The sequence below is a fragment of the Actinomycetota bacterium genome (assembly GCA_035759705.1).
Lineage (GTDB): Bacteria > Actinomycetota > CADDZG01 > JAHWKV01 > JAHWKV01 > JAJCYE01.
Genome location: DASTUJ010000193.1, coordinates 32,953 through 53,360, shown reverse-complemented (window position 1 = coordinate 53,360; position 20,408 = coordinate 32,953). Strand labels below are relative to the sequence as shown.

The window sequence follows — 20,408 nt, the reverse complement described above, 5'->3', positions numbered from 1 at the left end:
TGTTGTTGGCAAACGTGTCGCATGCCAGGTGGTAGCAGGGGTCGTACGGCTGACCGGCGGTTCCACCGTAGATCGCCTGCTGTGCGGGGGTCTTCTCGCCTTCGGCTCCGGTGAAGAGGCCTCCGGCCGGGATTCCTACTGCGATGAACGGGCCGTAGTCGGACCGGCCGTCGAAAGCGGTCGGCTGGGTTGCCAGGCCCCGGCTGGCGAAGTAGTCGAGGAACACCTGCTCGATTACGTCCGAGCCCGCCGGGGCTCCGCCGGCGGGCGGCGGGGTGTCGGATGTATCGCCGTCGTACACAAAGCGAACGAAGTTCGGCGAACCGACCATGTCGAAGTTCAGCATCACGGCGATGTTGTTTCTCTGTTCGGGCGTAAGGCTGTTCACGTAGAAGGTCGAGCCGATCAAGCCCTCCTCCTCGGCTCCGAACCAGATGAAGCGGACACGGTTGCGGGTCTCCACCTCATCCATCTCCTCGGCGACCTCGAGGATCGCTGCCGATCCGGAGCCGTTGTCGTTGATTCCCGGCCCCCGGCTCACGCTGTCCAGGTGGGCCCCGACGACTACGACGCTGTCCGCCCGCCCGTGCCGGCTTTCGGCGATGACGTTGACCGTGCTGCGGGTTTCAGCGACCGAGTCCACCCGGAGCCGTGCAGTTACTCCGGTCGGCCCGTTCAGGACGCCGTTGCGCAGGTTGTCGCCCACCGCAAAGGTGGTGCCGACAACCGGCAGGTCTCGCAGGGGCGGGTTGAGCGTCCCGTCGATGACTGCAGTCCGGCCAGGGTTGCCTTCGTTGAAGATGATCACGCCCCCGGCATTTGCGGCCCTGGCGTTGTCGGCCTTGACCGAGAAGTTGCAGGTTCCCCGCTGCATCAGCGCAATCGAACCAACGGGAAAGCCGGCGAAATCGTCCTCATCGCACCCGCTGGTCGACGTATTGGCGGCGGGACTGGGCACCACAAGGTCTATCGCCGTCACCGGCAGGGTGACGTCCCCGGAGCCGGAGTACTGCATGGACATGAAGTCCGGCCCGTCGGCGAAGGTCTGAGCCGTTGGGGTGATGCGCTGGAGAATCGGCGGGGAGGCGTCTCCGACCAGCAGGAAGTCGAATGGCTGAAGTGTGACCCTGTAACCTGCCGCCCTTGCACGCCGCGCGACGTACTGGACGGAGGCGTCGTAGCCGGGGGTTCCCGAGAGCCTGGTTCCGCCGTTGGCATCCGCCCTGGCCTGAAGTGCCCGCTGGTGTTGCCGAACTCCTGCGACCCTCACCGACTCCCGAAGCTCCTGGGAGTTGTCGTTTTCGTCGGCTAGGCCAACGCCGGCCGGGAACACTCCGAGCGTCAGCGCCATGATGATTACCACCACGAAAGTCCGTCTCATTCCTACCTCCTCGCGGCCTCATACGATTTCGGTCGGACCCGAGCGGCAGGGGCAGGGCTTCATGACTCAAGTTCGGCCTTGGCACCCCTAACGGTACTTCCGGGATCTTCGCCAGGCAATGGCTAGCTTGGGCAAAAGGCGATATTACGCGTGCCTCGAATCGGGTGAGCCGAGAAGCTCGGTGAATTTCAAATCCCACCTCCTCCACCGATGGTCGAAGTGAACATGACCCACTCGGCACCGGGGTCCGGCAGAGTGAAGTGTCCCGGACCCACCCGGAACTTTTCTCCCTTGGAAAACGACACTGCCCCCTCGGAGGACAGGAAGCGACAGGTGCCGTTCACGACGTACCCGAAATGTGCGTGCTGACACGCCGTCTTTGGATGACGCCGGCAATCCGGACTGTGTGCCGGCTCTTGCGGTGCGGCCCCAATTTGGATGACGGCTCCGGCGACCTCCACCGAGCGCACCCGTGCGATGCCCTCGGTGCACTGGACTGCTTCGCGGGTCCTGCGGGCGGATTTCATCCGGTCCTTCCTGGATTGAGTGCCTGCGATCTTTCATCCGGCGGCCCCTGGGCACATCGGGGCGGGGACCGAAGTAATTGGGCGCAGGGACCGACAGAGTTTGTCCCCGGCCTACAATCTGTGCCTGATGAGCCAAGCTGAGCCCGGCCCCGGCCCCGCGCTGCTGGAGCGCGAGTACGAGCTGGAGGTGATCGCCGGGGCCCTCAGCGACATCGCCGGGGGCTCGGGCGGAATGATCGTCGTCGAAGGGGTCGCAGGCATCGGGAAGTCGGCTCTGCTGGCCGCCGCGGCCACCCTGGCCCGGCGAGCGGGCTACACGGTCCTTCGCGCCCGCGGGACCGAGTTGGAGACGGCGTTCCCGCTGGGGGTTGTCCGCCAGCTCCTGGAGCCGCCGGTCGTGGCTGCCGGCCCGAAGGAGCAGGCGGATCTGCTGATGGATTCCGCCTCAGCCAGCGGCCCTTTGCTGCTCGGAAAGTCGATCGGCGCCACTGCCTTCGACCCGAGTGGCGTCAGGCTGCTGCACGCCCTCTGGTGGCTGACGTTCAACCTGGCCAGCCGTAGACCGGTTCTTCTGACGGTTGATGACGCCCAGTGGGCCGACCCGGCGTCGATGAGGTACCTGGCGTACCTGGCGAATCGGCTGGAAAGCCTCCCGGTTCTTGTGCTCCTGACCGTGCGGAGTGGGGAGCCGCTGCCCGATCAGCTCAACGAACTTTCGTCCGCTCCCGGGACCCGGTTCCTCAGGCTCCGGCCCCTCAGCGACTCCAGCACCCGGCAGCTCGTAAGATCGCGCCTGTCGGCCTCGGCTGAGGCGGGCTTCTGCTCCGCCTGTCACGAGGCGACCCAGGGCAACCCGTTGCTGCTGAACGAGCTCGTTCGGGGCCTGCTGGAGAGGCGGGTTGCGCCCGACGAGTCCGGGGTGCAGCAGCTCCTCCAAATCGGAACCGCCTCGGTGGCGCCGTCCGTGCTGAGGAGGGTGGAGCGGCTTGGCCCGCCTTCGATGCAGCTGGCCCAGGCTCTTGCGTTGTGGGGAGGGCGGGCGGAGCTCCGACAGGCAGCGACCGTGGCCGGACTTTCCGAGGCGGACGCCGGCGTCGCAGCGGACAAGCTTGCCGCCGCCGACATCCTCCGGTCCGGACGGCCGCTGGAGTTCGTGCACCCGCTGGTGAGGGCGGCGATCTACTCGGACCTTACGCCCTCCGCCCAGGCTCGAGGGCACCGGCAGGTGGCCGATCAGCTGGAGCTTGAATCCGCGCCGGCCGAGCTGGTCGCAGCGCATCTGCTCTACACCGAGCCGGTGGGGGACCCCTCGGTGGTGCGACTGCTCCTGGGTGGGGCGGAAGCGGCGCTCGGCCGGGGCTCTCCGGAAATCGCAAAGCACTATCTGGGGAGAGCGCTGAGAGAGCCACCGGAGCCTGAGGATCACGCCAAGGTGCTGAGCAGCCTCGGGGTGGCCGAGATGCGCTTCGACCCCAAGGCGGCGCTGATCCACCTGTCCAAGGCCCTGGAGAGGTCCACCGACGACTACGAGCGCGGAGCGATCAGCCGCGAGCTGATCCGCGCCCACCTGTACGCCGGCTCGGTGAGCCAGGCCGAGAGGGCCGTGGTCCCGGTCATCCGGGATCTTCTCAAGGTCGACCAGGACCTCGCTCTTCAGCTGGACGCGGAGCTTATCGTGGCCATGCGACAGGGTCGGGCGTCCACTCCGTTTGCCGACTCCCGCCTGGACCAGTGGAGCGGCCGGATCGATGGTTCCACCCCGGCGGAGCGGCTGATCCTCTCCCAGCTGGCGGTCAGATCGGCGCTCTCGGGTGCCCCGGCTTCCGAGGTGGTGCAGATGGCCGAAGCGGCACTGGGCGAGGGACTGCTTCTGGTCGACCAGTCGCCCGACTCCCTGGCTGCCTACCTGCCGCTCTACCCGTTGCTGTGTGCCGACCAGTTCTCCACCGTTGGGAGGTATCTGGATCTGGCCCTCAAGCTGGCTCGCGAACGAGGGTCGCCGGCGGCCTTTGCCCTCGCCTTCAGCTTCAAGGCCAACCTGTCGCTGGCCCTCGGCGAGCTGAAATCAGCGGAGTCGGAGTCCGCCGAGGCTGCCCAGACAATGTCCAGCTTCGGACTCGACTTCATGCCGATCGTGTCCATCGGGGCGTGGCTCGAGTCGCTCATTCTCTCGGAGAGGCTGCAGGAGGCGGAACAGCTTCTCGTGGAGAGGAACCTGATCGGCCCGGTAGCCGACACTGTGCCGGGACGGATCTTCCGGGCTTCGCGGGGCCGGCTGAGAATTGCCCAGGGAAGAACCGAGGAGGGCCTGGCCGAGCTGGTGGAGCTGAGCAGGACCGAGCAGGAGAAGGGCGCTTCCAACCTCTATCTCACCCCATACCGGCCATGGGTCGCCCTGGCGCAAATGCAGATGGGCGCCCTGGACCACGCGGTCGAGACGATCACCGGCGAGATTGCCACAGCCCGGAACTGGGGCTCCGCCCGGATCTTGAGCCTAACGCTGACGATGGCGGGGCGGGTGCTGGACGGAGATGCCGCGCTGGAGCTATTTCGGGAGGCGGCCCAGGTTGCCGCAGGGTCGACGGCCCGTCTTGCCGAAGCCTCCGCCCTTGCCGAACTCGGGTCCGCCCTCCGCCGGACCGGGAAGCGGTCCGAGGCAGTCGAGGTCCTACGCCGGGCGCTGGACCTCGGTCACCGCTGTGGCGCCGAGGGCTTGGCCCAGCGGGCGCGGTCCGAGCTGGTAATGCTGGGGGCCCGTCCCCGCCGGCGTGCGTTGTCGGGAGCCGAGTCGCTGACCGCGGGCGAGCGGCGGGTGGCCGACCTGGCGGCGGCGGGTCTGACCAACCGGCAGATCGCCGAGGATCTTTTCCTGACCACCCGAACCGTCGAGCACCACCTCACCCATGCCTATCAAAAGCTCGGCATCTCGTCCCGCACCCAGCTTGTGCAGGCGCTGGAGCGGTAGAACACCTCCGGATCGATCAGCCACTACAATCGGTAGCGGAGGCGTCGCCTAGACCGGCCTATGGCGCCAGCTTGGAATGCTGGTTTGGGGGCAACCCCATCGCGAGTTCAAATCTCGCCGCCTCCGCAAAATCGGCCTCTTCAGTCGCCGGCCGTCAGGTAGCACGTGAGGCGGTGCAGCATCTGCAGCACGGACAACCAGGTGATGATCTCGACGATCGCCGCCGGAGACAGGCCGCTCTCCCGACAGGCCTCTACGGTGGAGGGTTCGGTCCGGGCGGGGCTGTAGGACGCGGCGCGGGCCAGAGCCAGTGCCCCCGACTCGGTGCGGCCGCCGGCGGGCGCGGCCGTGTCCCCGCCCCGGGCGTACGCGATGGCTTCATCGATCTTCTCGCCGTCGATGCCGGCGTGAGCCGCCAGGGCACCAATGTCGCCGGCCAGGCGCTCATCGCCGGCTATCTCGGCGAAGATCGCTCCCACCCGAACTTTGAGCTCGAGCCCCACGACGGAGCATGCCGGATCGAGATTCAGAGCGAGCATCGACGCTATGGCGCGGCGGGCGCGGCGCGAGTGCAGCCGTTCCAACACCGGGAAGTCGTGGCCCGTCCGCTCGGCCAGGAAGGCGCCGACCTCCGGCCACCTGCTGGGTGTCTCGCGCTGCCAGCGACGGTCGAACCGGATTGCGGCAGGCATGAGCCGAACCAGTCGCATCCTCGTCCGCAGCCCGTCGACAGCCGGGGCGGGCTGCTCGGCAGCGCCTGGGTCGAGCAGAGTTCCGGCCTTTCCCGGTGACCAGCCGGCCCCCATCGTTGACGAGACCTCGCTGACCACGGCCTGCTCGAGCTCGACTCCTATCGAGTCCATGAACTTGTTGAGGAATCCCATCATGACTGCGGCGAGCCCGACCCACTCTGCGTTTCGCTCGCCGTAGACGTCGACCAGCTCCTCCCGCTCGCCCTCGGTCAGCTCGCAGGGAATGCGCGCCATCGACCGAGCCACCGCGATCGCCGCAAGCTCGCCGCGGGTGAACGAGGCTCGGTCCGGGACCAACGCCGCCGCAACCTTGTCGGGGGCGGCCCCGCGCCGCATCGCGAACGTGCAGCTGTGCGCCGAGCAGTACGGGCAGCCGGCTGCGCGGCTCGCCACATACATTGCCAGGCCGACGACGCCCGGAGGCGGCCCACCCAGCCCGAACACGGGTACCGGCAGGTTGAGGAGGTTCGGCGCCATGATGTTGTAGGTCCGAAACGCCGGCGGCCAGATCTCCATATAGCGATCACAGTTCGGCACGACCCCGAGCACGGTTTCGACGAGCTGCAGCAAGGCACCGTAGCGATCGTTGAGCACATCCCAGCCGACCCTCGACTCGTGCAGCAACGGTGTCAGTGACGCAGCCGGGCGATCCCGATCCTGCAGCCGGTCCATGGCCATCTCCTTCCGGCGACAACACCGAGTTAGCACGGGACTCTGTCCCCGGCAGGTTCGTCTGTCAATACGGATCGGCACAGTCTTACGGCAGCCGTCCGCCCCAAGCCGGCCCAACGGTTAGACTGGTTAAGTCGCGCTAGGTGGGCAGTCGGCGGTTGCCTGTAACTCCAAATCCGCCTTATGGGAGGCTGAATTCCCACCCTAGGCTCGAAAGCTCTCGGGGACGGTCCCGGTAAGCGGTGTTGACGGCTGGGTCCCGCGCGAGTGACCGGGGTGAACCAGGTCAGGTCGGGAACGAAGCAGCCTTAAGCTTCAAGGCACTGCGCCGCGGGGTCACCTGGCCCGAGCTGGCTGCCGCGGATACGCCCGGGGCCTAGAGTCGAAGGTGGGTGCGCGACACTTAATTCCCCTCAGATTCCCTCTGAGGCGCGTCACCCGGGCACGGTATCCTGGGTTACCCAATGGCCCACCTCTCTCTTTATCGGAAGTACCGTCCCCAGAACTTCGGCGAAGTCGTGGGCCAGCAGCACGTCACCCAGACGCTGCAGACCGCAATCAAGCAGGACCGCCTGGCGCACGCCCTGCTGTTCAGCGGCCCCCGGGGGACCGGCAAGACCTCCACGGCCCGCATCCTGGCCAAAGCCCTCAACTGCGAGCGGGACGGCGACGAGCCGTGCGGCGAGTGCTCCTCCTGCCTGTCGATCACCTCGGGGTCGTCGCTCGACGTGGTGGAGATCGACGCTGCGTCCCACGGCTCGGTTGACGACGCCCGGGACCTGCGGGAGAAGGTGGCGTACGCCTCCTACGCCGGGCGCTGGAAGGTGTACATCATCGACGAGTGCCACATGCTCTCGCCGGCGGCCAACAACGCCCTGCTGAAGGTCCTGGAGGAGCCCCCGAGCCACGTGGTGTTCGTATTCGCCACCACCGAGCCGCACAAGGTCCTGCAGACGGTCCTCGACCGCTGTCAGCGTTACGAGTTCCGGTCGATCAACAGCCTGGACACCGCCGGCCGGCTGTCGCAGATCTGCGAGCTGGAGGCCATCAACGCCGACCCCGAGACCCTGACGTTGATCAGCAGCCGGGCCGGCGGGTCGATGCGGGACGCTCTCAGCCTGCTCGACCAATTGCGGGCCTTCGCCGGCGACACCGTAGCGGTGGGGGACCTGGCCCAACTGCTCGGCCGGATGCCCGACGAGGTCCTGTTCGAAGCCATCGACCTGATCTCGGAGCGGGACATCGGCGCAGTATTTGTCTTTGCCGAGCGCCTGATCCGCTCTGGTGTGGACATCCGGGAGTTCTCCCGGGCGCTGACCGACCACCTGCGGTCGCTGTTCCTGGTCCTGCACGCCCCGGCGGCCCGGGAGATCCTCGAGGTCACCGACGACGGGCTCACCCGCCTGCAGGAACAGGCCAACCACCTGGGAAGCGCCGAGGTGCTCCGCCTGATCGACCTGACCAACGAGATCGGCCTGCAGCTCCGCCAGGCGGTGGAGGGCCGGCTTGCTCTCGAGGTCGGCCTGGCACGGATGACCCGGCCCGACCTGCACGCGACCCCGGCATCGCTGCTGGCGCGGCTGGAAAGGCTGGAACGAAACCAGGGAGACGCCCCGATGGGTGCCGCGTCGATGCCGATGCCCCGGATGGCGCCCCCCGAGGGCCGGGCCCCTCGCCCCGAGCCGGCGCGGGCCGCGGTTGCTGTTCGTCCCCCGGTTGCGGCGAAACCCCCTGCAGCGCCCGAGCCCCCTGGGGCGGCCCCGGCCGCAGGGCCGAGCGCCCCGGCCCCCCCACCTTCGGTTCCGGAGGCCGCAGAATCCGACGCCCCGCCCGAGATCGGGGCAGGCTGGTTGTGGGGATCGGACGACGCCCCGGCGCGGCCCGCGGCAGCCGCGAAACCACCCACTCCGCCCGCCAAAGCCCCCTACCCAGAGCCGGCGGCCACCGCTCCCCGGCACGCTGCGGCTCCGGCCACCTCACCGCCTTCGGCCGCAGCACCCCCGCCGCCGGCCGTCCAGACCCAACCGCCTGCCGCACCCTCCCGCCCGGCCGCCCCTGCCCCGCTGCCACCGGCCTCCCCGGCCCCGGTCGCAGATAACGCCCCCTCCCCGGCCCCCGAAACCGCCGCCTCCCCTTCCCCCGCCGCGGGCGCGAGGACTCCGGTCCCGGCCGGTGAGCTGGACCTCGAGACAATTGTCCGGGCCTGGCCGCTAATCAGGGATAAGGTGAAGCGGCGCAAGATCTCGTTCCACGCGGTGCTCCTCCCGGCCGAGCCGGTCGCCTGGAGAAACGGCGAGCTGGTGCTGGAGTTCGGCCCCCGTTCCCGCTTCCACCGGGACAAGGTTGCGGACCAGACCCAGAACGGACCGCTCCTGGAGGCTTTCAAGGAGATTTTGGGGGTAACCCCCAGGCTGAACTGTGTGATCGGCGCGGAGCCGGCGGCGCAGAATCCGGCGTCGGACCCGGCAGGAACGCCGCCGGACGATGCGGGAGGGCCGTCGGACTCGGACGGGACCGAGCCGCCGGAGGATGCCATCGAGCTGATCCGCAGAGCGTTCAAGGGAACAGTCGTTGTCGAGGACCCTTAAGAGAGGAACCGCCCAATGGACATGAACAAGATGATGAAGCAGGTCGCCAAGATGCAGCAGGAGCTGGCGAAGGCCCAGGAGGAGCTGGCCGAGACCGAGGTCACCGGCACCTCCGGCGGCGGGATGGTCACCGTCACCGTCACCGGCAAGGGCGAGTTCACCGGGATCAAGATCAAGCCCGAGTCGGTCGACCCCGACGACCCCACCATGCTCGAGGACCTGGTCCTGGCCGCGATCAACGACGCAGTCCGCATCCAGCAGGAGCTGGCGGAGGAGCGGATGAGTGGCCTCGGCGCCGGGATGAACATCCCCGGCATGCAGATGCCGTCGTTCTAGTGCCCGCGAGCGTTTAGGGGCCTTCGGCCCCACTTTCCCCATGTTCGCCCCTCCGGTCCAGGACCTCATCGACGAGCTTGCCAAACTTCCCGGCATCGGCCGCAAGACGGCCCAGCGCCTGGCGTTCCACCTGCTGAAGATCGACGCGGCGGCGGCTAAGAAGCTGGCCAGCTCGATCGTCGTGATGAAGGACACCGTGCGCTTCTGCCCGAAGTGCTTCAACTTCGCCGCCGGCAACCTGTGCGAGTACTGCTCGGACCCCCGCCGGGACGACGCGATCGTCTGCGTTGTGGAGGAGGCACCGGATATCGTCTCCATCGAGAAGACCGGCGAGTTCCGCGGCCGGTACCATGTCCTGGGCGGGGCGATATCGCCAATCGACGGCATCGGTCCCGACGACCTGCATCTGCAGGAGCTGCTGACCCGGATATCCTCCGACGGCGTCCGCGAGGTCATTGTCGCTACCAACCCGAACGTCGAGGGTGAGGCGACCGCGATGTACCTCGCCCGCCTGCTGGTGCCGGTTGGGGTGAAGGTGACCCGTATCGCCAGCGGACTGCCGGTGGGCGGAGACCTGGAGTACGCCGACGAGGTGACCCTCGGCCGGGCGCTGCAAGGACGTAGAGAACTAGGAGTGTAGGGCTGTGGGCATAGTCGTTCAGAAGTACGGCGGAACCTCAGTCGCCGGCGTGGAGCGGATCAAGGTGGTCGCCGAGCGCATCGCCCGGTGCGCCGCTGCGGGCAACTCCATGGTCGTCGTCGTGTCCGCCATGGGCAAGGCCACCGACGACCTGGTCAAGCTGGCTCACGAGATCTCCGAGGTGCCGCACGCCCGGGAGATGGACATGCTGCTGAGCGCCGGGGAGCGGATCTCGATGGCTCTGCTGGCGATGGCCCTGAACGAGATGGGCCACGACGCCATCAGCTTCACCGGCAGCCAGGCCGGCATCATGACCGACACCTCCCACACCAAGGCCCGCATCGTCGAGGTCAAGGCGCACCGGATCGAAGCCGCGCTGTCAGCAGGTCAGATCGTCATCGTCGCCGGCTTCCAGGGCGTTTCGTCCGACAAGGACGTCACCACGCTGGGCCGGGGCGGGTCCGACACCACTGCAGTTGCTCTGGCGGCGGCCCTCGGCGCCGAGGTGTGCGAGATCTACACCGACGTGGCGGGCGTGTTCTCCGCCGACCCCCGCATCGTGCCGAAGGCCCGCAAGCTGAACGCGGTGACCTACGACGAGATGCTCGAGATGGCGGCGTCCGGCGCCGGCGTGCTTGCGCTGCGTTCTGTTGAGTTTGCCCGCACCCACGGCGTGGTGATCCACTGCCGGTCGTCGTTTACCGATGAGTCCGGCACCGTGGTCAAAGAGGAGGTTGAACAGGTGGAAAAGGCTCTTGTCACTGCGGTGGCGCAGGACACTTCCGAGGCGATGATCCGGGTCGACGGGGTCCCCGACCGGCCGGGCATTGCCGCACGCATCTTCAGCGACATCGCCAAGGAGCGGATCAACGTCGACATGATCGTGCAGAACATCTCCCACGAAGGAAAGACGGACCTGACCTTCACCATGCCCAAGGAGGACCTGATCCGGTCGGGCGACGCAATCCGGCGGATCGTGGCCGACATCGGCGCCGAGGGCTTCTCGGCCGACTCCGACATCGCCAAGCTCTCGCTCATCGGGGCCGGCATGAAGACCGACCCGGGGGTGGCGGCGGAGATGTTCGCCGCCCTGGCGGAGGCCGGCATCAACATCGAGATGATCTCCACCTCCTCGATCCGAATCTCGTGTGTGGTGCGGTCGGTAGAAATCAACCGGGCGGTGACCCTCATTCACGACCGGTTCGGCCTGGAGGGTAAGCCTTCGATGTCCGCGGTGGGCCAGGCTTAGAGAGTCGTCCCGCCGGCTTGGGGGTTGCGAAGCCTCGCCCCGCAGTGACTTAATAGTGCCCCCCGGTCCTAAGCCGGGCGCCCGGAGTTGAGGACATTGGGGAGCACATGAACTCAGGCAGGCCGCCAAGAGTTTCGGCAGCGCTGAAGTCGATCCTCATCACCGGCGTCCTGCTGGCCGGCCTTGCGATTCCTACTTCGGCCAACGCGGTCGACGCCCAGATCAGCATCAACATCTGCGGAAACGTCCTGGGGACGGGAACGGCGTTTGCGAATTGTTTCACCGAAGCCATCTTCGAGGTGGGCACATCGATCATTAGCGGCGGCTCGGCCGACCTCGGTGGCGGAGGTGACTCCGGTGAGCTCGGGGCAGCGGGCCTGGCGGGCGATTCCGGACCCGGCGGCGACGCCGGCCGCACCGGGCGAATAGGCGACGCTTCGGCCGGCCGGGGAGACGGCGGGGACGCCGGGTCGGCCACAGGCGGCGACGGGGGAGACGGGGGTGGAACCGGGGGCGGTGGAGGAAACGGAGGCCCCGCAGGCGGCGAAGGCGATTTTGCGGGAGCGACCCTCGGCAGCGGCTCGGGCGGCGGCGGAGACGGCGGCGCCGGGGGACCCGGTTCGTGTGAGGGCGGCTGCCGCGCCGGCACAGGAGGCCCGGCGAGCGGCGGTCCCGGCGGGTCGGGAGATGGGGGCAACGCATCCACCGGCAGCTCGGGGGCATCGGGCCGGGCCGGGGAATCCGGCGACGCCGGGGACGCGGGCAGGGTCGGGAGCACCGGTGACGGCGGTGACGGCGGGGACTTCAGCCTGCGGGCGACGGCCGAGCGTCTCGGAGACCTGGTCCAGGTATCGGCAAATGTCTGCGGCAACGCCATCGGGACAGACGACGCTCCGGCCAGCGGCACCGCCAACGAGTGCATCGCGCGCACCGTCTTCAACTTCGCACCCCAGATCGCGACGCTGGTCGGCTCTCTCTCTACCGGCGACGGTGGCGACAGCGGTGAGTCGGGCGCAGCCGGGGACGGCGGCAATTCCGGCGCGGGCGGAGACGGCGGCGACAGCGGCCGTACCGGCAACGCAACCGGAGGCCGCGGCCGGGGCGGCAACGGCGGCTCCGCTAACGGGGGCTCCGGCGGCGACGGAGGGGGAACCGGCGGCAGCGGCGGTGCAGGGGGTGGGGCCGGGGGTAGCGGCGACTTTACCGGCGCCACGCTGGGCAGCGGCGACGGCGGTGGCGGAAACGGAGGAGTAGGCGGCCCGGGTTCCTGCGAGGGCGGCTGCAATGCCGGGAACGGCGGCCGGGCGACCTCGGGCGGTGGCGGGAACGGAGACGGAGGCTCGGCGTCCAGCGGCAGCTCGGGCAACGCCGGTGATGGCGGCGAGTCGGGCGCCGCCGGCGACGGAGGCAACTCGGGAGCTACAGGGGACGCAGGCGACGGGGGAGACGCTCGCATCAGGTCGCAGGCCAACTTCGTGGGCGATGTCCTCCAGGCGGCGGTGAACATCTGCGGAAACGGCGTGAGCAACGTCAACCCGGGCGTTGGGATTGCCGAATCCTGCATCGCCGAGGCCATCATCAACTTCGCTCCCCAGCTCACCACGCTCATCGATTCGGTGTCCACGGGTGACGGAGGCGACAGCGGCGACTCCGGCCCGGGAGGCGACGGAGGGGACTCGGGCGCGGCGGGCGACGGGGGCGACAGCGGCCGCACCGGGAATGCAACCGGCGGCAGCGGGAACGGCGGGAACGGGGGCACGGCAACCGGAGGCGGCGGCGGTAACGGCGGCGGCCGGGGCGGCGACGGCGGCGCCGGAGGATTTGCCGGAGGAAGCGGCGACTACGCCGGAGCGACCCTTGGCAGCGGGGACGGCGGAGGCGGAAGCGGCGGCTCCGGAGGAGCGGGTTCTTGTGAGGGCGGCTGCAACGCCGGTCACGGCGGCCCGGCCGACTCGGGCTCGGGGGGATCCGGCAACGGAGGGCCGGCGGACAGCGGGAACTCCGGCAACGCCGGCGATGGCGGGGACTCCGGAAGGGCCGGAGACGGAGGGAGCTCCGGGCGCACCGGCGAGGGTGGTGACGGCGGCTTAGTCGACATCCTCTCCAGCTCGAGCTTTATCGGGGATGTGACCCAGGTGGCCCTCAACGTCTGCGGCAACGGAATCGGAAACGCCGACGGCCCGGGGGTAGCGAGCGAAGCTATCTGTGCAGTGACGGCGCTGTTGGAGTTCGCTCCGCAGGTCGCCTCGACAATAGCGGGGATCACCGCCGGAGACGGCGGCGACAGCGGAGAGTCGGGCGCAGCAGGTGACGGCGGCGACTCGGGGACCGGCGGCGACGGCGGGACCAGCGGCCGCACCGGTAGCGCAACCGGAGGAAGCGGGGACGGCGGCAACGGGGGGCCGGCCAGAGGTGGAGCAGGCGGCAACGGCGGCGGTAACGGCGGAGACGGAGGTGAAGGCGGAGCGGCGGGAGGCAGCGGAGCCTTTGCAGGCGCCACCCTGGGCAGCGGGAACGGCGGGGGCGGTAGCGGCGGTAGCGGGGGAACGGGCTCCTGTGACGGCGGCTGCAACGCCGGCAACGGCGGCCGGGCCACCTCGGGCGACGGCGGCACCGGAAACGGAGGCGGTGCGTCTAGCGGCAACTCCGGCAGCGCAGGGGACGGCGGCGAATCCGGCGCGGCCGGGGACGGCGGCAGCTCAGGGCGCACCGGAAACGCAGGCGGCGCCGGCGGCATATCGATCCGGACGATCTTCAACAACCTGGCGGGTTCTGTGCTTCAGTTCCCGATCAACGTTTGCGGAAATTCGGTAGGCGCGATTGGCGGCGGGACGGCCGTGTGCCTTATTCAGTTGTTCCCGGGGATCGTCGAGCAGCTGAACGAGCAGGCCGGAAGCCAGACAACCGGGGACGCCGGGGATACCGGCGACTCCGGCAATGCAGGCGACGGCGGCGACTCGGGAGACGCAGGTGACGGCGGCGACAGCGCACCTACCGGTGACGCCACCGGCGGCAGCGGCAACGGCGGGGACGCCGGGCCTGCGGTCGGGGGGGCAGGCGGAGACGGCGGCGGACAGGGCGGCGCAGGCGGTCCCGGCGGCACGGCCGGCGGCAGCGGGCGTTACTCGGGGGCGACGACGGGCCGCGGGAGCGGCGGCGGAGGCTCCGGCGGAGGCGGCGGCGGAGGCGGCTGCAAGGGCGGCTGCAGCGCCGGTAACGGCGCCCCGGCCCGGTCGGGCAGCGGCGGCAGCGGCAACGGAGGTCCGGCGGGTAGCGGCGACTCGGGCAACGCCGGAAGCGGCGGGAATTCGGGAGGATCGGGTGACGGCGGCGGAACCGGCGGCACCGGGAACTCGGGCGACAGCGGCGACTCGGGCGACGGAGACGAGCCGTAGCCGTAGCGGCCCAATGGCCGGGGCCGCCTGGTTGCGGTTAACCTAGATCCCATGAAACTGCCCCACGCTCCTATCGTCGCGGTCGTCGGTGCCACCGGCGCGGTCGGACGCGTGATGCTCGACATACTGGCCGAGCGCCACTATCCGGCCTCCGAGGTCATCGCCATCGCCTCCCAGCGTTCGGCGGGCAAGAAGATCCGCTACGGCAACGGCACGCTCACGGTGAGGGCGCTCGAGCCGGGCGTCTTCGACGGTATCGACCTCGTCCTGCTCGACACCCCCGACGACGTCGCCGCCGAGTGGGCCCGTCCCGCCGTCGAAGCCGGGGCAATCGTCGTGGACAACTCGGCCGCCTGGCGGACCGACCCCGATGTCCCGCTGGTGATCCCCGAGGCCAACCCGGAGGCGGTCGACCGCCACAAGGGCATCATCGCCAACCCCAACTGCGCCACCATCGGCGTGATCGTGCCGGTAGCCCCGCTGCACAAGGTTTACGGACTGGAGCGCATGATTGTCTCCACCTACCAATCCACCTCCGGCGCCGGAAGGGGAGGGGTCGAAGAGCTGGCCGAGCAGTCGCAGAAGCTCGCGAGCGAGATGGAAAGCCTTTCCGAGGGCCTCGGCTCGGGCGTTGCGCCCCAGCCGCAGATGTTCGCCGCCCCCATCGCATTCAACATCCTCCCGCAGATCGGCAGCATCAAGGAGGACGGCTCGACCTCCGAGGAGATCAAGATGCTGGTCGAGACCCGCAAGATCCTTTCTCTGCCCGACGTTCAGGTGATCACCACCTGCGTCCGGGTGCCGACCGCGGTCGGCCACGGCGCTGCGGTACACGCCCGATTCTCGCAGCCGGTCGACTTCGACGAGATCGAGGGGATCCTGAGGCACGCCCCCGGCGTGAGGATGTCGGCGCTGCCGAACGCCCAGGAGGCGGCCGGCAAGGACGCCTGCTATGTCGGCCGGGTGCGCCGGGACCCCTTCGACCCGAACTCGATCAGCTTCTTTACCGTGTCCGACAACCTGCGCAAGGGGGCCGCGCTAAACGCGGTCCAGATCGCGGAGATCCTGCTACCCGGTTGAGCTGCATCTTCTGCGGCATCCTGGACGGGTCCATCCCGGCACACGTGGTCTGGGAGGACGAACACACCCTGGCGTTCCTGGACAGCAGGCCGGTTTTTCCGGGACACACGCTGGTGGTCCCGAGGGCGCACATCGAAACGCTTCCCGAACTTCCTGACGACCTGCTGGTCCCGCTTTTCGCGGCGGCCCGGCGCCTGGCGACAGCCATGCCGGAGGCGATGGGCGGAGATGGGACGTTCGTCGCGGTGAACAACAAGGTGAGCCAGAGCGTCCCCCACCTGCACGTCCACGTGATCCCCCGCAAGTTCAAGGACGGCTTGAGGGGGTTCTTCTGGCCCCGCCAGAGGTACGACGACGAGGCACACGCCGGGGCGGTTGCGGCAGCCATTCGCAAGGTGGTTGAGGCCGCCGGGTAACGGGAGGCCTGAGAACCCTTTAAGATGGACCGGCTACGGGATGTAGCGCAGCTTGGTAGCGTGCCTCGTTCGGGACGAGGAGGTCGTGGGTTCAAATCCCGCCATCCCGACCAAACGACTGACGTTCCCACCGTCAGCGTGAGAAATTCGGTGATACGTCCTGGACTCGGGTCTCAGCACGTTTGTCATTTGGGGCCTCGGCAGTTCGAATCATCTGGATATCTGGTGGCAGCGACGTCTCGACCAGAGCTTCACCGGGCCGGCCCGGTGCCATTAGGTCGGCCATGCCATGCGTGTATTCAACTCTCGGTAACGCCGTCCCGAGTGACGTAGATCGCCTCGAAGACGGCTTGGTTCAATTGCCTTCGGACTTGTTCGTCCTCCGCCAGGTGGGCGGCGTGCAGGTTGTCGCAGCCGCCCGTTGCCCGGTCTTTCCAAAGCCGGCCGCCGGCCGCTCGCGCGGCGGCCGGAAGGGTGCCGGTCATCTTTAAGCTTCGACACGGCTGAAGAGGCCAAGTATCCTCATCGGGCCATGGCGACCAGCGAGAGCCAAGCCAACATCGCCGAGGAACACCTCAGGCGGCTCCAGAGCGTCACCGACTCCGCACTGGCGCACCTCACGGTCGAATCCCTCCTCGACGAGCTGCTCGTCCGCATCCGCGACCTCCTCCGCGCAGACACCGCGGCAGTCCTGCTCCTGGACGAGCAGAATCAGGAGCTGGTGGCGACGGCGGCCAAAGGGTTGGAGGAGGAGGTCGAGCAGGGGGTCCGCCTCCCCGTGGGGGGCGGGTTCGCCGGCCGGATCGCAGCCACCGGGCGGCCGGTCATCCTCGAGGAGGTCGATCACCGCAAGGTCCTGAACCCGCTTTTGTTGTCCAAGGGAATCCGGTCGATGCTCGGGGTTCCGCTCATCGTCCACGGCAACGTGATCGGTGTCCTGCACGTCGGGACCCTCACGCCCCGGACCTTCGTCACCGAAGACGTCGAGCTGATGCAGCTCGTGGCCGACCGGGTTGCCATGGCGGTTCACATCCGGCGTGAACACAGCCAGCGCGCGCTGGCTGAGACGCTGCAGCGAAGCCTGCTTCCAGACCGGTTCCCGAAGGTGCACGGGGTGGAGATCTCCGGGCACTACCAGCCCGCCGAGGGAGGAATCGTCGGCGGCGACTGGTTCGATGTCTTCGTGGTGGGCGCCGAGTCTTTGTGCGTGGTGGTAGGAGACATAGCCGGCCGGGGAGTCCCGGCCGCCATCGCGATGGGCAGGCTTCGGAACGCGGTGAGGGCGCTGGTGTTCGTCAACGGCAAACCGGATCTCACGGTTTCCCAGCTGAACGACTTCCTTCTTCACTTCGACCCCGGGGTCATGGCCACGGTTCTGGTCGGACTGCTGGAGCCCGACGGGACGATGAGGTATGCCAACGCGGGGCACCTGCCGCCGGTCTACGTGGACTCGCTGGGTCGGGCTCACCTCATCGAGGAGCCGGCAGAGCCGCCGCTCGGAGGCGTGGACTTCATGAGCTACCGGGAGCGAACGCTCCGGCTGGAGCCGGGCTCCACGCTCCTGATCTACACCGACGGCCTGGTCGAGCGGCGGGGTCGCCCCCTGGAGGAGGGTCTGGAAGCACTCAGGGCAGCGTCGGAGCACCCCTGGAGGAGCCTCGACGCTCTCCGGGGGGACGTGTTCAACGACCGGGCCCCGGTTCTTGCCGACGACCTTGCGATCCTGGCCGTCCGGCTCGCCGGGGTCGACCTCCTGGAGGAGATTCACGCCACGATTGCGGCCGACCCCAGAGAGCTCGGCCCGCTGCGCCGGTCATTTCGCAGGTGGCTTGCCGCCAACGGCGCCGACCCGCAGCAAACCCAGGACGTCCTGGTTGCCGTAGGGGAGGCGGTTTCAAACTCCATCGAGCATGCCCATGGCCCGGGCGGCGGGTCAATCCGAATCGATGCGGTCCGCAAGGACTCGATTTTGGAGATATCGGTCTGTGACCGGGGTTCGTGGCGGGAGCCGCGGGGTACCAACCGGGGGCTGGGCCGTTCCCTGATGCGCAAGCTTATGGATGAGGTGGACTTCGTGACCGACGAGCACGGAACGTGCGTCACCCTCCGCACACGGCTGAGGTTTCCGACGTGAGCGGCGCCGAACCGGCCGGGATCCACCGGGACGGCCGCTGGGTGAGCGCGACCTGGGACGGGGACGTCGACATGTCCAACGCCGCCGGTTTGGAGCAGGCGGCCCTGGGCGCGATGCACAACTCCGACGACGGACTGACAATCGACCTAGGACTCGTCACCTACCTGGACAGCGCCGGAATCCGCTCGCTGCTCAACATGAGGCGGCTCCTGGAGGACCGCCAGCAGCGGCTGCTACTGGTCGTGCCGTCAAATTCCGTCCTCCGCAAGGCGCTGGAGATCGGCGGGGTCATTGCGGTTATCCCCGTGTACTCGACCATGGAGTCGGCGGGCAACCACCGGGTCTGATCGACGCAGCGAGCGGACTCAGATGGCGGTGGGGTGCCTAGGCTCGTACAACATCAGCTCCACGCCGCCGGGAAGCACCAGGGTCGTCGTGATCCCCCAGCCCTCGTCCTCGGGCTCTCCGCGGATCTCGAGCCCCCGGTCGGTCAGCTCCTTGATCGTCGTGCGGAGGTCGTCGCACATGAACGTCAGCTGGGTGCGGACACCGCTGTCGTAGGTCGGCCCCTCAGCCGGATGGAACGCCAGCTCGGCCGGAGGGAGCCGGAAGATCAGCCACCCGCCCCCGGAGTCGACGTGGGGCCAGTCTAAAACGTCTCTGAAGACCGCCCTCAGAGCCTCCGGCTCCGGGGTGTAGATCAGCACATGAGCGCCGTTGATCGCCATGGCCGCCATCCTTTCACGTCGCGCCTGTCACAAGCCCGGCCGTTGGCAATAGGGTAGGCCTTCATGGAGTTCGAGGAGTTGCTCAAACGCCGTCGCATGGTGCGCCACTACGCCCCCGAGCCGGTCGCCGAGCGCCGGCTCGACCGGATCCTGCAGGCCGCCCGAAGGGGGCCGAGCGCCGGGTTCACGCAGGGGCAGTCCTTCGTGGTGGTGACCGACCCGGCCCGGCGCGCCGAGATCGCCGGGATCGCCCGGGAGCCCGCCTATGTCAAGCGTGGGTTCGACCCCTGGCTGTCGAGCGCCCCGGTTCACGTGGTGATTTGCGTTAGCGAGCAGGCGTACCACGAGCGCTACCGCGAGCCGGACAAGCTCTCCGGCGGCGCCGAAAGGCCCTGGCCGGTGCCCTACTGGTTCGTCGACGGGGGGTGCGCCCTGATGTTGATGCTGCTGGCGGCGGCCGACGAAGGCCTTGGAGCCGGGTTCCTGGACCTCGATGCGGAAGGTTACGGCGCCCTAAAGCGGCTGCTGGGGATCCCTGGAGAGGTGCAGCCGATTGGGCTGGTCACCATCGGGGTGCCGGCCCCGGACCGCCGGTCGGGCTCCCTGGCGCGGGGACACAAGCCGGAGGCCGAGGTCGTGCACCGGGAGCGTTGGAGCTCACCGGACGAGCTCTAGTCTTGGCGGGGGACCAGGGTCAGGACCGACGCCTCGGGCGGGCAGAGGAACCGGAAGGGGGCAAACTTGCCGGTGCCGACGCCGGGGGTGACGAACAGCCACGAGCGGCCGACCTTCGAAAGGCCCATCGCCAGCGATGTCGGCAGGGTGGAGTTGGTCACCACCGCCCCGACGAACGGGAACCGCACCTGCCCGCCGTGGGTGTGGCCGGCGACCAGCAGGTCGTAACCCTCCTTGAACGCGTCCTCGTACGGGTCGGGGGCGTGGACCACCAGGATGGAGATCTCGGCCGACGGGTCCTTTTTGAGCAGAGCCCGGTTGTCCCACTTGAGGTACGGGTCGTCCAGGCCGGTCAGCTGGGTCCGGGTGGCGTTCACGTCCAGGACGACGTTGGCGTTGTTCATGTCCAGCCAGCCGGCCTCCAGCAGGCTGCGGCGGAATTGCTGCGTAGGGTTGCGCATCCTGCCGTGGCGGCGGCGTTTCCGGAAGTAGTCGAAGTAGTTCTTCAGCACCGGCGCGAAGTAGTCGGATGAGCCGAACACGAAGAGCCGCCCCGCCCGGCCGCGAAGTCCGTTCAGGACCTCCAGGCAGTCGTCGACCGCATCGAGGCCCCCGAGCAGGTCGCCGGTGGCGAACACCAGGTCGTACTCCTCGGAGCCGAGCGACTTCAGGAACTTGATCATCAGCCGGTTCTGGGGCCTGAGGTGGAAGTCGGAGACCTGGAGGATCCGGATCGGGTTGGCGCCCGGGGGCAGGATCGGAACCTCGTAACGGCCGATGCGAAACCGCTTGGCCTCGACAAATCCGTAAGCCACCGGCGCCAGGCCGGCGGCAGCCAGTCCGGCGAGCACCTTGAAGATCGCACGGGGG

17 protein-coding genes, 2 tRNA genes and 1 other RNA gene are annotated in these 20,408 nt (G+C 68.6%); 14 read left to right on the top strand and 6 right to left on the bottom strand.

The window, feature by feature from the left end:
• A partial coding sequence (locus VFV09_13655) for a M28 family peptidase (GenBank protein ID HEU4868754.1) occupies positions 1 to 1,381 on the bottom strand: 1,381 nt, incomplete at its 3' end.
• A gap of 188 nt (positions 1,382 to 1,569) precedes the next feature.
• Complete coding sequence (locus VFV09_13650; protein HEU4868753.1) at positions 1,570 to 1,908, bottom strand: hypothetical protein; 339 nt, start codon at positions 1,906 to 1,908, stop codon at positions 1,570 to 1,572.
• Between the two features lie 127 nt (positions 1,909 to 2,035).
• Here VFV09_13650 and VFV09_13645 point away from each other — a divergent pair, with 127 nt between their 5' ends.
• Both VFV09_13645 and VFV09_13640 read left to right on the top strand, forming a co-directional pair.
• Positions 2,036 to 4,873, top strand: coding sequence for an AAA family ATPase (locus VFV09_13645; protein ID HEU4868752.1), 2,838 nt, complete (start codon positions 2,036 to 2,038; stop codon positions 4,871 to 4,873).
• Between the two features lie 37 nt (positions 4,874 to 4,910).
• A tRNA-Ser gene (locus tag VFV09_13640) sits at positions 4,911 to 4,999 on the top strand.
• A 14-nt stretch (positions 5,000 to 5,013) separates the two neighbouring features.
• Here the strand turns inward: VFV09_13640 and VFV09_13635 are convergent.
• Entirely contained in the window at positions 5,014 to 6,297 is a 1,284-nt protein-coding gene (locus tag VFV09_13635; GenBank protein HEU4868751.1) for a hypothetical protein, read from the bottom strand.
• A gap of 134 nt (positions 6,298 to 6,431) precedes the next feature.
• On the opposite strand from VFV09_13635, the gene ffs reads away from it, so the two are divergent.
• The 9 genes from ffs (at position 6,432) to VFV09_13590 (ending at position 16,114) form a co-directional block, all read left to right on the top strand.
• An RNA gene (gene ffs / locus VFV09_13630) (signal recognition particle sRNA large type) lies at positions 6,432 to 6,697 on the top strand.
• 64 nt (positions 6,698 to 6,761) lie between these two features.
• Complete coding sequence (gene dnaX / locus VFV09_13625; GenBank protein HEU4868750.1) at positions 6,762 to 8,885, top strand: DNA polymerase III subunit gamma/tau; 2,124 nt, start codon at positions 6,762 to 6,764, stop codon at positions 8,883 to 8,885.
• A gap of 15 nt (positions 8,886 to 8,900) precedes the next feature.
• The gene (locus VFV09_13620) at positions 8,901 to 9,221 is read left to right on the top strand and encodes a YbaB/EbfC family nucleoid-associated protein (protein HEU4868749.1); all 321 of its coding nucleotides are present in this window, start codon (positions 8,901 to 8,903) and stop codon (positions 9,219 to 9,221) included.
• Between the two features lie 40 nt (positions 9,222 to 9,261).
• Positions 9,262 to 9,861 carry a recombination mediator RecR gene (gene recR / locus VFV09_13615; GenBank protein ID HEU4868748.1) on the top strand — a complete coding sequence of 200 codons (600 nt, stop codon included), beginning with the start codon at positions 9,262 to 9,264 and terminating at the stop codon, positions 9,859 to 9,861.
• A gap of 4 nt (positions 9,862 to 9,865) precedes the next feature.
• Positions 9,866 to 11,110, top strand: a complete 1,245-nt coding sequence (locus tag VFV09_13610) for an aspartate kinase (GenBank protein HEU4868747.1) — start codon at positions 9,866 to 9,868, stop codon at positions 11,108 to 11,110.
• A 107-nt stretch (positions 11,111 to 11,217) separates the two neighbouring features.
• The gene (locus VFV09_13605; GenBank protein ID HEU4868746.1) at positions 11,218 to 14,505 is read left to right on the top strand and encodes a hypothetical protein; all 3,288 of its coding nucleotides are present in this window, start codon (positions 11,218 to 11,220) and stop codon (positions 14,503 to 14,505) included.
• 51 nt (positions 14,506 to 14,556) lie between these two features.
• Positions 14,557 to 15,585, top strand: a complete 1,029-nt coding sequence (locus VFV09_13600) for an aspartate-semialdehyde dehydrogenase (protein HEU4868745.1) — start codon at positions 14,557 to 14,559, stop codon at positions 15,583 to 15,585.
• Complete coding sequence (locus tag VFV09_13595; protein HEU4868744.1) at positions 15,582 to 16,001, top strand: HIT family protein; 420 nt, start codon at positions 15,582 to 15,584, stop codon at positions 15,999 to 16,001. Before VFV09_13600 ends, VFV09_13595 begins: the two co-directional genes overlap by 4 nt.
• A gap of 36 nt (positions 16,002 to 16,037) precedes the next feature.
• Positions 16,038 to 16,114, top strand: a tRNA-Pro gene (locus VFV09_13590).
• Between the two features lie 186 nt (positions 16,115 to 16,300).
• On the opposite strand, the gene VFV09_13585 is transcribed toward VFV09_13590, so the two are convergent.
• Entirely contained in the window at positions 16,301 to 16,486 is a 186-nt protein-coding gene (locus VFV09_13585) for a hypothetical protein (protein ID HEU4868743.1), read from the bottom strand.
• A gap of 47 nt (positions 16,487 to 16,533) precedes the next feature.
• Between VFV09_13585 and VFV09_13580 the strand changes: the two genes are divergently transcribed.
• Positions 16,534 to 18,135 (top strand): SpoIIE family protein phosphatase, encoded by a 1,602-nt coding sequence (locus VFV09_13580; GenBank protein HEU4868742.1) that lies wholly within the window; start codon positions 16,534 to 16,536, stop codon positions 18,133 to 18,135.
• Positions 18,132 to 18,482 (top strand): STAS domain-containing protein, encoded by a 351-nt coding sequence (locus VFV09_13575; protein ID HEU4868741.1) that lies wholly within the window; start codon positions 18,132 to 18,134, stop codon positions 18,480 to 18,482. Before VFV09_13580 ends, VFV09_13575 begins: the two co-directional genes overlap by 4 nt.
• A gap of 18 nt (positions 18,483 to 18,500) precedes the next feature.
• Here VFV09_13575 and VFV09_13570 read toward each other — a convergent pair whose 3' ends face one another.
• Complete coding sequence (locus tag VFV09_13570; protein HEU4868740.1) at positions 18,501 to 18,863, bottom strand: VOC family protein; 363 nt, start codon at positions 18,861 to 18,863, stop codon at positions 18,501 to 18,503.
• Positions 18,864 to 18,926: 63 nt separating this feature from the next.
• Between VFV09_13570 and VFV09_13565 the strand changes: the two genes are divergently transcribed.
• A complete protein-coding gene (locus VFV09_13565; GenBank protein ID HEU4868739.1) occupies positions 18,927 to 19,538 on the top strand; it encodes a nitroreductase family protein in 612 nt (203 codons plus the stop codon).
• On the opposite strand, the gene VFV09_13560 is transcribed toward VFV09_13565, so the two are convergent.
• Complete coding sequence (locus VFV09_13560; protein HEU4868738.1) at positions 19,535 to 20,389, bottom strand: metallophosphoesterase; 855 nt, start codon at positions 20,387 to 20,389, stop codon at positions 19,535 to 19,537. The two genes, VFV09_13565 and VFV09_13560, sit on opposite strands and share 4 nt — an antisense overlap.
• Between the last annotated feature and the right edge of the window lie 19 nt (positions 20,390 to 20,408).

Coding starts and splice junctions, on each gene's coding strand:
- dnaX (HEU4868750.1), top strand. CDS start 6,762: ATGGCCCACCTCTCTCTTTATCGGAAGTACCGTCCCCAGAACTTCGGC.
- VFV09_13605 (HEU4868746.1), top strand. CDS start 11,218: ATGAACTCAGGCAGGCCGCCAAGAGTTTCGGCAGCGCTGAAGTCGATC.
- VFV09_13570 (HEU4868740.1), bottom strand. CDS start 18,863: ATGGCGATCAACGGCGCTCATGTGCTGATCTACACCCCGGAGCCGGAG.
- VFV09_13585 (HEU4868743.1), bottom strand. CDS start 16,486: ATGACCGGCACCCTTCCGGCCGCCGCGCGAGCGGCCGGCGGCCGGCTT.
- VFV09_13600 (HEU4868745.1), top strand. CDS start 14,557: ATGAAACTGCCCCACGCTCCTATCGTCGCGGTCGTCGGTGCCACCGGC.
- VFV09_13635 (HEU4868751.1), bottom strand. CDS start 6,297: ATGGACCGGCTGCAGGATCGGGATCGCCCGGCTGCGTCACTGACACCG.
- recR (HEU4868748.1), top strand. CDS start 9,262: ATGTTCGCCCCTCCGGTCCAGGACCTCATCGACGAGCTTGCCAAACTT.
- VFV09_13565 (HEU4868739.1), top strand. CDS start 18,927: ATGGAGTTCGAGGAGTTGCTCAAACGCCGTCGCATGGTGCGCCACTAC.
- VFV09_13580 (HEU4868742.1), top strand. CDS start 16,534: ATGGCGACCAGCGAGAGCCAAGCCAACATCGCCGAGGAACACCTCAGG.
- VFV09_13645 (HEU4868752.1), top strand. CDS start 2,036: ATGAGCCAAGCTGAGCCCGGCCCCGGCCCCGCGCTGCTGGAGCGCGAG.
- VFV09_13620 (HEU4868749.1), top strand. CDS start 8,901: ATGGACATGAACAAGATGATGAAGCAGGTCGCCAAGATGCAGCAGGAG.
- VFV09_13650 (HEU4868753.1), bottom strand. CDS start 1,908: ATGAAATCCGCCCGCAGGACCCGCGAAGCAGTCCAGTGCACCGAGGGC.